The organism is Streptococcus sp. Marseille-Q6379, from assembly GCF_965119505.1.
On sequence record NZ_CBCPLV010000001.1, the window covers coordinates 447,339 to 459,865 of the forward strand.

General features: G+C 31.5%; 10 protein-coding genes and 2 pseudogenes. 10 read left to right on the top strand and 2 right to left on the bottom strand.

Annotated elements, in window-relative coordinates; all coding sequences use genetic code 11:
- Positions 1–50 precede the first annotated feature (50 nt).
- The 5 genes from ACWPVZ_RS02255 to ACWPVZ_RS02275 all read left to right on the top strand — a co-directional run bounded on the left by ACWPVZ_RS02255 (position 51) and on the right by ACWPVZ_RS02275 (position 9,048).
- On the top strand, positions 51–1,010 hold the full coding sequence (locus ACWPVZ_RS02255; protein WP_414341322.1) for an FRG domain-containing protein: 960 nt from the start codon (positions 51–53) through the stop codon (positions 1,008–1,010).
- Positions 1,011–1,020: 10 nt separating this feature from the next.
- Positions 1,021–3,174 (top strand): hypothetical protein, encoded by a 2,154-nt coding sequence (locus tag ACWPVZ_RS02260; RefSeq protein WP_454380685.1) that lies wholly within the window; start codon positions 1,021–1,023, stop codon positions 3,172–3,174.
- 260 nt (positions 3,175–3,434) lie between these two features.
- Complete coding sequence (locus tag ACWPVZ_RS02265) at positions 3,435–5,102, top strand: DNA cytosine methyltransferase (protein WP_414341319.1); 1,668 nt, start codon at positions 3,435–3,437, stop codon at positions 5,100–5,102.
- Positions 5,103–5,119: 17 nt separating this feature from the next.
- A complete protein-coding gene (locus ACWPVZ_RS02270) occupies positions 5,120–6,370 on the top strand; it encodes a ParB N-terminal domain-containing protein (protein WP_414341318.1) in 1,251 nt (416 codons plus the stop codon).
- Positions 6,371–6,387: 17 nt separating this feature from the next.
- The gene (locus tag ACWPVZ_RS02275) at positions 6,388–9,048 is read left to right on the top strand and encodes an SNF2-related protein (protein WP_414341317.1); all 2,661 of its coding nucleotides are present in this window, start codon (positions 6,388–6,390) and stop codon (positions 9,046–9,048) included.
- A 148-nt stretch (positions 9,049–9,196) separates the two neighbouring features.
- Here ACWPVZ_RS02275 and ACWPVZ_RS02280 read toward each other — a convergent pair.
- Together ACWPVZ_RS02280 and ACWPVZ_RS02285 are read right to left on the bottom strand one after the other, a co-directional pair.
- Positions 9,197–9,508 (bottom strand): annotated as a pseudogene (locus ACWPVZ_RS02280) (transposase); the annotation flags it as partial.
- A gap of 15 nt (positions 9,509–9,523) precedes the next feature.
- Positions 9,524–9,652: a hypothetical protein gene (locus tag ACWPVZ_RS02285; protein WP_414341316.1), complete on the bottom strand. Its 129-nt coding sequence runs from the start codon at positions 9,650–9,652 to the stop codon at positions 9,524–9,526.
- Between the two features lie 79 nt (positions 9,653–9,731).
- Between ACWPVZ_RS02285 and ACWPVZ_RS02290 the strand changes: the two are divergent.
- The 5 genes and pseudogenes from ACWPVZ_RS02290 to ACWPVZ_RS02310 form a co-directional block, all read left to right on the top strand.
- Positions 9,732–10,163, top strand: a pseudogene (locus ACWPVZ_RS02290) (hypothetical protein); the annotation flags it as partial.
- Between the two features lie 366 nt (positions 10,164–10,529).
- Positions 10,530–10,727 (top strand): F0F1 ATP synthase subunit C, encoded by a 198-nt coding sequence (locus tag ACWPVZ_RS02295; RefSeq protein ID WP_002886037.1) that lies wholly within the window; start codon positions 10,530–10,532, stop codon positions 10,725–10,727.
- 32 nt (positions 10,728–10,759) lie between these two features.
- Positions 10,760–11,467, top strand: a complete 708-nt coding sequence (gene atpB, locus ACWPVZ_RS02300) for a F0F1 ATP synthase subunit A (RefSeq protein WP_002890198.1) — start codon at positions 10,760–10,762, stop codon at positions 11,465–11,467.
- 20 nt (positions 11,468–11,487) lie between these two features.
- Entirely contained in the window at positions 11,488–11,985 is a 498-nt protein-coding gene (atpF, locus tag ACWPVZ_RS02305) for a F0F1 ATP synthase subunit B (RefSeq protein ID WP_414341315.1), read from the top strand.
- Positions 11,985–12,521: a F0F1 ATP synthase subunit delta gene (locus ACWPVZ_RS02310; RefSeq protein ID WP_195413692.1), complete on the top strand. Its 537-nt coding sequence runs from the start codon at positions 11,985–11,987 to the stop codon at positions 12,519–12,521. The genes atpF and ACWPVZ_RS02310 overlap by 1 nt, the downstream gene beginning before the upstream one ends.
- The last annotated feature ends 6 nt before the right edge of the window (positions 12,522–12,527 follow it).

The window sequence follows — 12,527 nt, forward strand, 5'->3', positions numbered from 1 at the left end:
ATTATATTTTGAGAAAATAATGAAACTAGAAATAGAGTTGGAAGTGAGTCATGATTTTACAAAATATTATTGAAAAAATCTATTCAAAAATTGAAGAATTTGAAGATAAAGACGATAATCAAGAATTTACCTTTTGTTTTAGGGGTGAAGCAGAAGATTATAAAGCTACAAAGCTGACACCTACATTGTTTAGGGAGAAGAAAATTGGAGGTAGTATACCGGATAAAGAACTAATCAATTTGATAACTGATTATAAAATAGTTGATGATAAAAATTTGAATCCTCTGTCAAAAGCAATTGAAGGACAGCATTTTTTAGCACTAAGCAGGTTACTTGATATTACTTTTAGTATATTACCATCAATTTTTTTTGCATCTTCATCTGCAAAAGATAAAGATGGGTATATTTATATATTTAGATTCCCAAAAGCCTATTCCCCCAGTTCGAATTATATTAATAAATATTATGAAAAATTAATTAATGGAGAAATTGAGCCTTATTATCAAAATTTCAAAGTCCTTTCACATATCCAAAGTAATAGTAGAATTAAATCTCAAAGCGGTGGCTTTATTTTGTTTCCAGGTCAAAAAATAAAAAGAATTCCAAATAATTACTATAAGAGTTATAAAATTGAAGCTAAAGATAAAGATGAAATTCTTAAAGAGTTAGATATTTTTTTCAATATTAATGAATCTACCATTTATCCAGAAAAAGATAAAAAAAGAGATCTAATAAAGAAACGGTTATACTCAATATCTAAGGATGATAGTTTTTTAGAAAACAATAATTTTTATAAACAGGAAATTGATACTGCTTTAGAAAGAATATCATTTGAGATACATTCTAGATTAGAAGTTGATAGAAAAAAGATACTAAGATTGTTACGGAAGGAAAGAAGGAATCTAGAAGAATATGTTAAAATTTTGACTATAGATGCTGATATAAAAGAAGAGATTTATAAAAAAATACAAAATGAGTTTAATAGATTAAAAATTAGTTTGAAAGATTAGAGGGAAGAGAATGAATGATTTACAGATAGACAACTGGGTAAAAGAAGGCATTTTACCTGCTATTTCTGAAATTGATGAATCACAAGTTAAAAAAATTGATGAGAATAGACTAGTATTATTTAAAGATATGAGTGATGATGATAGTTATAAAGATGTTCTTATTTATCAATTTCATGGGAGTTTCAAAAGTGAAGATTTTGAGTATGAAAAATTACTTACAAAAATGACTGATGCGAAATTAAGTCAACGTGATGTATTTGTCTCTTTTAATAGTTGGGAAGAAGAGCGTGAAACGATACAGAAGCTAAAACAAAAAGAAAACAGTGCTACTAAAAAAAATAAAATTGAGAATAACTTTGCTTTATTTAATTCTGTATATTTTCAGGATTCAGATGATATTACTATCCAAGTAGAAGATGATGGAATAAACTATTTAGAATCACCTGAACAAAGTGAAAATTTATCAGCTATGGTTGTTAATTGTTCTTTATCTGAAATTAAAAAGCTATATAACTGCACGGGAGTGAAGTTATTTAGAAGAAATGTAAGGAATGGAATAATTTCAAATAAATCAACTATTCGCTCAATCTTTAGTAAATACTTATCAATAATTGATGATACTGCTGACAGTGAAGGAGGCCAAGATGATTATGATCCTAGATTGTTCTGGTTTAGCCATAATGGAATTACTGTATTTGTAGATAACGAAAACCCTAGAAATTTTAAGTTTCAAAATGATGAGATTACGTTGAATCGAAATTTTTGTAGTGTAATTAATGGTGCTCAGACAATAACAAATTTTTTCTTGGTTTATAGCGAATTAAAATATCAGTATCAATCGGATGAAGAAAAATTGAAAAAATTGAAATCATTAATTTCTAAAATAAAAGTAAAACTTACAGTGATTCAAGGGAAAGACAATTACTCTAACTTTATTACGAGAGGATTGAACACACAAAATCCAATTACAGATGAGGATTTCATTGCAATTTCTGAAAAAGTTACGAATCTAAACAAATTGTTTTCAGAGATACATATTTTAAAAACAGGTGAAGTTGAACGAGATGGAGGACTCACCCCATTGCAATTTGTAAAACAATTTTTGATTGTGGACAACAAACCAGGCCAAAGTAAAAACTTTAATAAAGGTGAATTAGAAGATCAAATTAACTCAATTTATTCGGAAATTGTCTTTGAGGATGGAGATGAAATAAAACTAAAATCAAAATCTGAAGAAATGATTCAAAAAATTGTATTCCTAAATGAAGTAGAATCTTGGTGGAAAAAGAAAAATAGAGAGACCAAAGAAAAGGATTTAATAGATAGATATGCAAAAAATTACTTTGAGAGTTTTGTGATTAAGCATTATGAAAGTATAGCAGATGCGGAAGGAAAAGAAAAAATCTTCGAAGTTTATTTTGAGAAATTTAAAGAGATTATTTCAAAAAAAGAATATAATTATAACAGTTTTAAAAACGATAATCTATATAATGAAATAATTGAAGAATATGAAAAACAGAAAGAGAGTAATGATGTTAATAAAAATTTAGATGATGCATATTATGATGAGTTAAAGAAATTCTTAAATGACAGTTCTGATTTACAATATCAACCTTTAATATTAAAATTTAACTATGATAAGAATCAAATGGATAATATAAGAGTCATCAGAAAAGTAAATGGTAATGTAATGGAAGGTTTTTACTTGTCTTCTAAAACTTTTTCAGAGCTCTATCAAAATTTAAGTATAGAAGATAGACTTATTAATGACATGGAAATCAAAGAAAGTGATTTTAAAACTTTTTCTGAGTCCACCTTATACAGTGAATTAGACAAAAAGTATAACATATATGTAATTGATGTTGAAGAAGATCGTAACGGTAAACAATCAATAACACATATAACTATGAAGCGTGACTTTAGTCTTAATATGTTAGATGAAGAAAATAGCGAGAAGGTGGAACGATTATATAAAGAAACAATCAATGCATTTATTGAAGGTGAAACTAGTAAATTTCCTAGCGTAAACAATGGAGATATTATTTATGTACAGCCAAAAGCGATAAATAAAGAGGATTTATTTTTATTTACAAACGGAGAACAACTTCCAAAACAAACATTTTGGATTTCAAAGGATTATATTAATAACATTATAAAGCAATAAAATATTCTCAAGAAAAGAAAAATTTTATTAAAAATAATTTGTTATGGACTAGTGTACATAATTGTAGATGAAATGCAACCTGAGAGTATTACTTGGAAAATCTAGCTTTGAGGCGTTTTATTGCTTAGACATATTATAGAATATTTTTAAGTTTTTACCTAAATTAATTGGTTATAGATTGATGTTATTAGAAATATAATGCTTTTTTATCTAAGTAAAAGTTAAAATAAGTTAGAAATATAGAAAGATTTATAGATAATATGCAAGAATTAAACCGTTTAACTGTAGTAGACTTTTTTTGTGGAGCAGGTGGTTTTTCAGAAGGTTTCCGAAGAGCAGGATATGATGTAATAATGGGGATTGATGTCTGGCAGCCTGCAATTATAACACATAATTTTAATCACGGACTAAATGATAATGTAAAAAGTGTACTTGATTTTGAGGATATAGAAGAAATAAATAAGTTACCTGACACAGATATTATTATTGGTAGTCCACCATGTCAATTGTTTTCTCTTTCTAATCAAGGAGGAAACGCTAATAAAGATTCAGGTATTAATTTGATTAAAACTTTTTATAAAGTAATTGCAGTAAAAAAGTTTCAAAAGAATTCTAAGTTAAAAGCATGGTTAATGGAGAATGTTCCTAATTCACAGAACTATGTTCAAGAAGAATATACCTTTGAAGAATTAGGGTTATCTAATTGGGCAATATCACAAAATTTAAATCCAAAATCTGTTGCTATTAAATCTAAATATAATGGCGGTATATTACATGCAGATGATTATGGTGCTGCTCAATCAAGAAGGCGTTTTGTTAGTGGAGAAATTATAGATACTGGAGAATTCCCATTTCCTGATAAACTTAATCAGGAAAAAATAACTCTAAATAAATTATTTAAAGATTTTCCTAAACCTCTTAATCAGTCATCGAGTAATTTTGTGGTTGATCCTAATTATCCAATGGAAAAAGTTAGAATTGAGAACTTTAAAGATCATTTTTATGATACAGGTGTCTACCAAGTGCAGTGGCAAAAGGCTAGAGATTTAAAACAGAGACATCCTTATATGGGAAAGATGTCGTTTCCAGAAAACATGAACAAGCCAAGTCGTACTATCATGGCAACACAATCAGCTAGCACTAGAGAAGCTATACTGTATAAATCTAGTAACAATCGAGTAGGAGATGGAGAGTACCGTTTGCCGACTGTTAGAGAGGCTGCTTGCATTATGGGCTATCCTTTAGATTACCAATTTTTTGGTGATGAGTCTACAAAGTGGAGACAGGTAGGAAATGCAGTTTGTGTTCAACTATCTTTTGCTCTAGCTATAAAAATTCTGGAACTAATAAAATTTCCAAAATTACCCGCTAAGATTATTGATAAAGATATTAACCAATTTAAATATTTAGATAGTAAAAAATTAAAGGAATTTGATAATCCTCCTACGCGAAGTGAGAAAGCATTGTTTAGACAATTTCCTATTAAATCAGGAAACATGACCGTGGATCTAACTAATAAAGTTAATGGAGAAAGTGGAAATTGGGGTGTTGTTGCACATGCGGGAACAGGGAAAGGATTTAAAAAAATTATTGTTTCACGATTTAATCAAATGGAAGCTAAATCTCTTCTTAAGAACTTAGTACCAAACTTAATCATTGAATTAGATAATGACAGAGTTATTAAGCGATACTCCATAGATCAATTAAATCAAGAAAACAAAAGGTATGGATTTCATGAGGATGATGTTTCACATCCATATTATGTTATTAATTATATTAGACAGCTAATCGAAAAGCATCTTATTAGTTATGGGGGAGATTCAGAAATAGATGTTTATCATACGAATCTTTCTCAGCTTAAAGATAAAATACCTTTAAGTCAGATAATGTCACTTTACTTAGTACCTGTACTAATTTATGGAAAATAGACTGATGGAGAATGAATATGAATCAAGATTTGAATGAATTAATAAAAAATGGAGATATTGAAAAAACAACTTTAAAAAAACGTTTGACTATTGGGGGAGAAACAAAAGACTATCCAGTATACAAATTCCCGTTAAAATATTTATACTATAATGATCAAAATGGTCGTATTAATACAGTTTACCATCAGTACATATCAAATCATGGTAAATTAACACCAGAAATTGGAGATTCAAAATATAATGAAAAATTTGAAAGTTTTATTTATGAGTCTAAGAAGCAAGCTCTAAAGAACACTCAATTTTCTATTTCTGAGAAAGGACAACAAGAACCTGGTGTAATTCTTTCAGATGGAAGAGTTATTGATGGAAATCGTAGATTTACAGCTCTCCGTAGAATACAAAAAGAAACAAAAATCCAACAATACTTCGAAGCTGTTATACTTTCATTTGATATCAGTAAAAAAATTGATGAAAAGAAAATAAAAGAGTTAGAATTAGATTTGCAGCTTGGTCGTGAAGAAAGAGTTAGTTATGATCCAATTGATCGTATTTTTGATGTATACAATACAATTGAAGTTCAAAAACTAATGACTCCTGAGGAATATAAAAAAGCAAGTGGTGCTGGTAACACTAAGGGAATTAACAAAGACTTACGACTTGCTAAATTGATTATCAAGTTCTTATCTATAGTCGCTCCCAACGAAAATCCTATTGATAAATTTTATCTTGCTAGAGAATTGAAGTTAGATGGACCTCTGGAAGATATTGAAAGAACAATTAATAAATTAAAAAAAGATAAAGAGACGATAACTCAAAATGTACTAACTATTTTAGCAGTCCAGATTGCAAAGTCTGAAGTTGGTGATAGAGATATCACTAGAAAAATCCGAGATGTCAAATATAATATTTTAGATAATCCTGAAATGAAAGAACATTTCATAAGTGCTACTGATGAGCATGTAGATAATATTATTGACTTTTTTGAGTCTAATCCAATAGATAAGGCAAGTGATTTAAAAAATAATCTAAATAATAATCTTGAGATAGCAGAAGTTTCAAGTAAATTATTACAAACAACTAACAGATTATCAAACAAAGGCCAAATAACAGCAAATCGCAGACAATCCTTGGTAAAATTGCAGGAAATCAGAGATACATTAGAAGATTTATCTTCTGAAGATTTAAAAGAACTGCATGAAGAAGAATTTTTTGAGGCAAAAGAAATTCTTCAAGAAATTAGAGATTTAGCATTTAAATTATCCAAATAGAGAAGAGGGGAAAAGGAATGGTATTTTCTCTAAAACTTAAAAACCTAATACAACCTACATATCAAAGTGGAAATTTAGTTAAAGAATTCTATGAACCGGTATTATCTGAAGCTACTATTTATAGAAGAGTTTCAGCCTATTTTTCTAGTGAGGGACTGGGATTATATTCGAAGGGGTTGGATAAATTATTTGGAAATAATGGATTTGCTCAATTTATCATTTCTACTGATATCTCTGAAGAAGATTTTAAAAAAATTCAAGAAGGATATGCTCTTAAAAATAGTTTAGTAGATTTGCCTGCTCAGTTAAGGAAAACTATTCTAAATAATCAAACAAAAGAATCGTTAGGTAATCTGGCATTCATGATTGCAAGTAACCATGCAGAGGTAAAGTTTGCAGTTATTCCAAGAGGACAAGGAATTTTTCATGATAAATTTGGTCTTATTGATTCAGATGATGAAACTGTCTTTTTTAATGGATCTGTTAATGAAACTAGAAATGGTTTAGAATATAATTATGAGAGTATTTCCGTAGACGTTTCTTGGGATTCAAGTAAGAATGTTCAAACGCGAATATTAGCTAACAAAAATAGATTTAACCGATTATGGAAAAATGAAGAGAAAGATATTCTGACAATCGATGCTACAAAAATTGTTTATGATGAAATAAAAAAATACCAGCAATATTCCACAATAAATAAAGTTAAAGAAAATCAGTCAGATAATAATATCTATTTTTATTTAAAAAGTGGAAATATAATTGTACGTCAAGATAACTCTTCTATACAAATTACTAACTCAGATAGAAAACTAAAGCCTGGATCAGATTTGTCCAATAAATATTTTGAAGATGATAACTCAACTATCAAGTCAGAATTTTCTTATATGGATATAAACTACATTATTGAAGAAACAAGGAAGAGATGTGATAGAAAAAATATTATAGTTGAAGTATCAGAGGAAGTACAAGACTACCTAAAGTTAAAACAGTACTCTATTGAGCAATATAGTAAGTTAGGAATTTATTTAAAATCACCTGAACAATATACAATTCATGGGGAGCAAGAAAAGTTTGAAGAGTTTGTTTCTGTTGTTAGTTCAGAGGTTGTACGTCCGTTTAAAAAATTGCAACTTGAGGCAGCCTTCTACGAATACAGGATGGCTAGAGCTGCGAACTTCTCTGTGCCAGGTTCTGGTAAAACTGCTATGATTTTGGCTGTTTTTGCATTTTTGAATTCCAAGAAAGTTGAAAGTGAGCACGTAGATAATTTATTGGTTATTTGTCCTATTAATGCTTTCAACAGTTGGAAAGAAGAATTTAAACAAGTTTTTGGAAATAAGAAACGGTTAGAAGTAATTGATTGTCAAAGTTCCAAAAATTTTGATTTTGATTTATCTTTGAACTGGAAAATATCAAATCTTGTATTAGTGAATTATGAATCGTTGACAAAATACAAAGACAAGTTGCAGGAATTGCTGTCAATTAAGACAATGATTGTCTTTGATGAAGTTCATAGAATAAAAAACCCTTTCGGAATTCGTGCTCAAGCTGCTTTGGAGCTAGTTAAGGATTCAAGATTTAAGTTTGTTTTAACCGGCACACCTATACCTAATTCTTATCAAGATATCTATAACTTTCTTCATTTGCTTTATGCAAATGAGTACAATTCATTTTTTAGATGGAGTTTAGATGAATTAAAGAATCCTAGTGTTAGGAAAATTGAAGAGATTAATAAAGCTTTAATTCCATTCTTCTGGCGCTTAAACAAAGATGACTTAGGAGTACCTAAACCAGATCCAGATATTTTTTTGGATGTAGAACCTAGCGAAGAGCAGAAACAATTAGCACAGTCCATATACTATAATGAATCATCGAGTTTAGCTAGGTTGATTCGTTTGATACAAGCATCCACAAATCCTGAATTACTTAACAGAAGGATTGAATATAAAGATATGTGGTTTGCAGACGATAATGATAAAGATGACACCGTTGAAATATCTGAAGAAATATTTAATAATAGACTTCAAATTACTTCGGACTCGGGAATCAGAGAAGCTAAAGGATATAATGAGTATGATTTTTCAAGTATGATTTCTCCTAAATTTGAAAAAGGTATTGAAAAAATTCAAGAGCTCATATCAGAGGGGAAAAAAGTCATAGTCTGGGCAATATTTGTTGATACCATGAAAAAAATACAAAATAGGTTAGACCAAGTTGGAGTGAAAGCTAATTTAGTGTATGGTGGTACGGATGTTTCTGGTAGACAGAATCTGATTGATGATTTTCGATTTGGTAATACTATGGTTATGATTTCTAACCCTCAAACTCTTGGTGAATCGGTATCTTTGCATAAAGAGGTTCATGATGCTTTGTATTTTGAGTACAATTTTAATCTAACTTTTATGCTTCAATCTCGAGATAGAATTCACAGATTAGGGTTAGAAGATAACCAATATACAAGATATTATTATCTACAAACTAAATGCGAATCAGATGATAGCGGTGATCCAGGTTATATTGATCAACAAATTTATAAGAAACTAGAGACTAAGTCTAACATAATGTACAAAGCTATTGATAATAATATTCTATCACCAGAATTTTCTCAGAATGAGATTGATGAAGCAATTAGTATTATTGATGAGGAAAGAAGACGTATTTTGTCACATCAGAACTAAATAAACTTTTTACTCTCGAAATTTTCAACTTTTTCTGATTCAGATAGTTTATTTTTTGCCATTAAGCTATTTTGAGTAATAAGCAAGTAATAAAAACCTCCTGATTTATTGGCACTGCACCCCAATAATGGGATAAGAGAAAAAACTCTTATGCGATCAGTTTTCTGTAATCTACAGGAGATTGGTCATTTAATTTCTGCTGAATTCTAGTTTCATTAGAAAATATGATGTAATTTTTAACAATATCTGTTATACTATCTTTAGTTAAGTTTCTCCACTTATGGAGATAGAAGGTTTCAGATTTGAGAACAGAATGGAACCATTCGATACAGGCATTATCTGCTGGTGTTCCTTTTCGGGACATGGAGCGGGTGATGCCTTTTTCCGTACAAGCTTGATAGTAGGCTTTTGAGGTGTAGACAGATTCTTTGTCGCTGTGTAAAAGTGCTCCTTGAGGTAGCTTCTGATACCATCTCTACCAGGTCTTGACCTGACTAGCATTTTTGATACCGAGGGAATCCATGATAACTTTATTTGATTTGCTTGCCTTCTTCATTTCGATACAGGCTAGCTTAGTTTTGACTGAATATGCTTTTTTGACCATAACAAAACACTCTTGTTTCTAGTTTACCAGATTTCAACAGGAGTGTTTTCTTGTGTCTCATTTTATGGGTGCAGTGCCGTCCGTTCGTGAGGACTTGATTCGTTTTGTACACGAAACGGGGGATGAAAAACTAGTCAAAGAAATTGAGCAGCTGGTGTATCGTCCAGTCAGTGAAGTATATATCCCTCTTCCAGACTCCAAACATTTCCATGAAGAGCGGACCTTTATGTTACGATTTTTATCATCAGGTGATGTGATTACTGCCTATATTAACCAAGATTCTGGGAAAGCAATCCAGTCTATAGATAAACAGGATATTCTTGGGAATTGGATTTTGAGAGGAGTATTCCAACTTGCTGAACGAGAAATCCTAACGGCCCAACATGAATTAGAGATCAATGGCATTCGTCTCAGCAAATTCAGAAACGGTGAAATTGGTATAGAGTTTATCTGGATTGATATTGATAATCCTCCATCAGATGCTATTGGATGGGTGGCGAAGAATAAATAATTATTTTCATATTTTATAAATAATTCTCCCCCTTCAGCTTTCTTTAAGTAACTCAAGCTATACTATAACCATCCTAATAAGTATTGCTGAACTTGGTTCAGTGGCACTCACGGTCCTTGGCTTTAAGTCAGACAGTGTATCTTTCTTTTTTCATAAATCTCCCAAACAAGTCTAATCTCACAAGGTTAGGCTTGTTTTTATGAAATAAGCAGAAAGTTTTTCATTAAAAGTAAACGCTTGTGTAAGTAAAATGAAAACGTTAGGCAAAGTCAGTGAAAACGTCTGAAAAACCGTCAATTCATTGACTTTCGTGGAAAATAGGACTAAAATAGCAGGGTAAAAATAAATAAAAAGGAGAATTCTACTATGAATCTAACTATCTTAGCCCTCGGTTTGGCCGTTATGGGTGTATCTCTTGGTGAGGGTATCCTCGTTGCCAATATCGCTAAAGCTGCAGCTCGCCAACCTGAGATGTTTAGCAAACTTCAAACATTGATGTTTACTGGTGTTGCCTTTATCGAAGGTACCTTCTTCGTATTGTTTGCCCTTAGCTACATTGTCTAATAGACAAATAAAAGATGAAGGAGGGATGAGCAGTGGAAACTACAAGTAATCCAACCGTCTCATTATTTGGGATTGATTTTGACTTGACTGTCCTTGCCATGTCTCTCTTGACAGTAATTATCGTTTTTGGAGTGGTTTTTTGGTCAAGTCGTAAGATGACCATTAAACCAAAGGGAAAACAAAATGTGCTTGAGTTCATCTATGAGTTTGTGAACAGTACCATTTCTCAAAATCTTGGAAAATTCACGAAGAATTATAGTTTGCTCTTGTTTGTAATTTTCACCTTTGTTTTTACAGCAAACAACTTAGGTTTGCTTGTGTCTGTAAAAAGTGAGCATTACAATTTTTGGACTTCTCCAACATCGAACTTCGGTGTTACTATCACTCTTTCTTTGATTATTACCCTCATTAGTCATATTGAGGGGATCCGTAAAAAAGGGTTTAAAGGCTATCTAAAGGGCTACCTTTCACCATACCCAGCTATGCTCCCAATGAACATTTTGGAACAATTAACCAACCTTGCTTCATTGGCCTTGCGTTTGTTTGGTAACATTTATTCTGGTGAGGTACTTACTGGCTTGATTCTTCAATTGGTGACCTGGTCTGCTTTTGCAGCACCTGTATCCTTTGCTTTGAACCTTGTCTGGGTTGCCTTTTCAGCCTTTATCGGCTTTATCCAAGCCTATGTCTTTATTATCCTAAGTTCAAACTATATTGGTGATAAAGTCAACGAAGAATAATTAAGAAAGGGAGAAATGAAATGTCATTACTGATTAATAGTACGACACTTGGTAATATCATTATCACACTCGGCTCAGTTTTTCTCTTGTATTACCTCATCCGTAAATTCGCATGGGATCAAATTACAGGAGTCTTTGCTGCTCGTGAAAAGAAAATTGCCACAGATATTGATAGTGCTGAAAATGCTCGTCAAGAAGCAGAAAGCTTGGCACAAAAACGTCAAGATGAGTTGGCAGGTGCTCGCACTGAGGCAGCTCAAATTATTGATGGGGCCAAGGAAACTGGTAAAACTCAAGAATCTAAAATCATTGCAGAAGCACATGATGAAGCTAAACGCTTGAAAGAAAAAGCAAATCAAGACATCGCCCAAAGCCGTGTGGAAGCACTTGCTGGCGTTAAAGGTGAAGTTGTAGACTTAACTGTCCTCTTGGCGGAAAAAGTTATGAAACAAAACCTTGATGCTAAAGCGCAATCTGACTTGATTGATAGCTATCTTGATCAATTAGGAGATGCTTAATGGATAAGAAAACACAAGCTCTTGTTGAGCAGTATGCCAGAAGCCTGGTAGAAGTCGCTTTTGAACAAGACGCCGTGTCAACAATCCAAGAAGAAGTAAGGCAAATCCTAACAGTTTTTGCTGAAACAAATCTAAAAACCTTCTTGTCGCAGGAAAATGTGACAAGTGAAGCTAAAAAAGAAAGTTTGAGCTTGTTTCAAGAGTCTTGTTCAGTATATATGAACAATTTTCTTGAGGTAATCTTACTCAATGACCGTGCCAACATTCTCTATGATGTGTTGAAATTGGTCCTTGATCTCTTTGATCAAGAAGACAATACTTACGATGTTACAGTGACATCAGCAAGTCCCTTGTCTGAGGAGCAAAAAGCCCGACTTTTGGCGATTGTTTCACAAAAATTTGAGATTAAGACACGTCGTTTAGTAGAAAAAATTGATGAGGACCTCATCGGAGGATTCGTCATCAAAGCAAAAAATAAGGTTGTTGACACGTCAATTCGCAGTCAATTGCAAACCTTTAAAACGAATTTGAAATAGAAAGTG

Bases quoted from the DNA above. Each gene is read 5' to 3' on its own strand.
- ACWPVZ_RS02255 (WP_414341322.1), top strand. From the start codon at position 51: ATGATTTTACAAAATATTATTGAAAAAATCTATTCAAAAATTGAAGAA.
- ACWPVZ_RS02260 (WP_454380685.1), top strand. From the start codon at position 1,021: ATGAATGATTTACAGATAGACAACTGGGTAAAAGAAGGCATTTTACCT.
- ACWPVZ_RS02265 (WP_414341319.1), top strand. From the start codon at position 3,435: ATGCAAGAATTAAACCGTTTAACTGTAGTAGACTTTTTTTGTGGAGCA.
- ACWPVZ_RS02270 (WP_414341318.1), top strand. From the start codon at position 5,120: ATGAATCAAGATTTGAATGAATTAATAAAAAATGGAGATATTGAAAAA.
- ACWPVZ_RS02275 (WP_414341317.1), top strand. From the start codon at position 6,388: ATGGTATTTTCTCTAAAACTTAAAAACCTAATACAACCTACATATCAA.
- ACWPVZ_RS02285 (WP_414341316.1), bottom strand. From the start codon at position 9,652: ATGGTCAAAAAAGCATATTCAGTCAAAACTAAGCTAGCCTGTATCGAA.
- ACWPVZ_RS02295 (WP_002886037.1), top strand. From the start codon at position 10,530: ATGAATCTAACTATCTTAGCCCTCGGTTTGGCCGTTATGGGTGTATCT.
- atpF (WP_414341315.1), top strand. From the start codon at position 11,488: ATGTCATTACTGATTAATAGTACGACACTTGGTAATATCATTATCACA.
- ACWPVZ_RS02310 (WP_195413692.1), top strand. From the start codon at position 11,985: ATGGATAAGAAAACACAAGCTCTTGTTGAGCAGTATGCCAGAAGCCTG.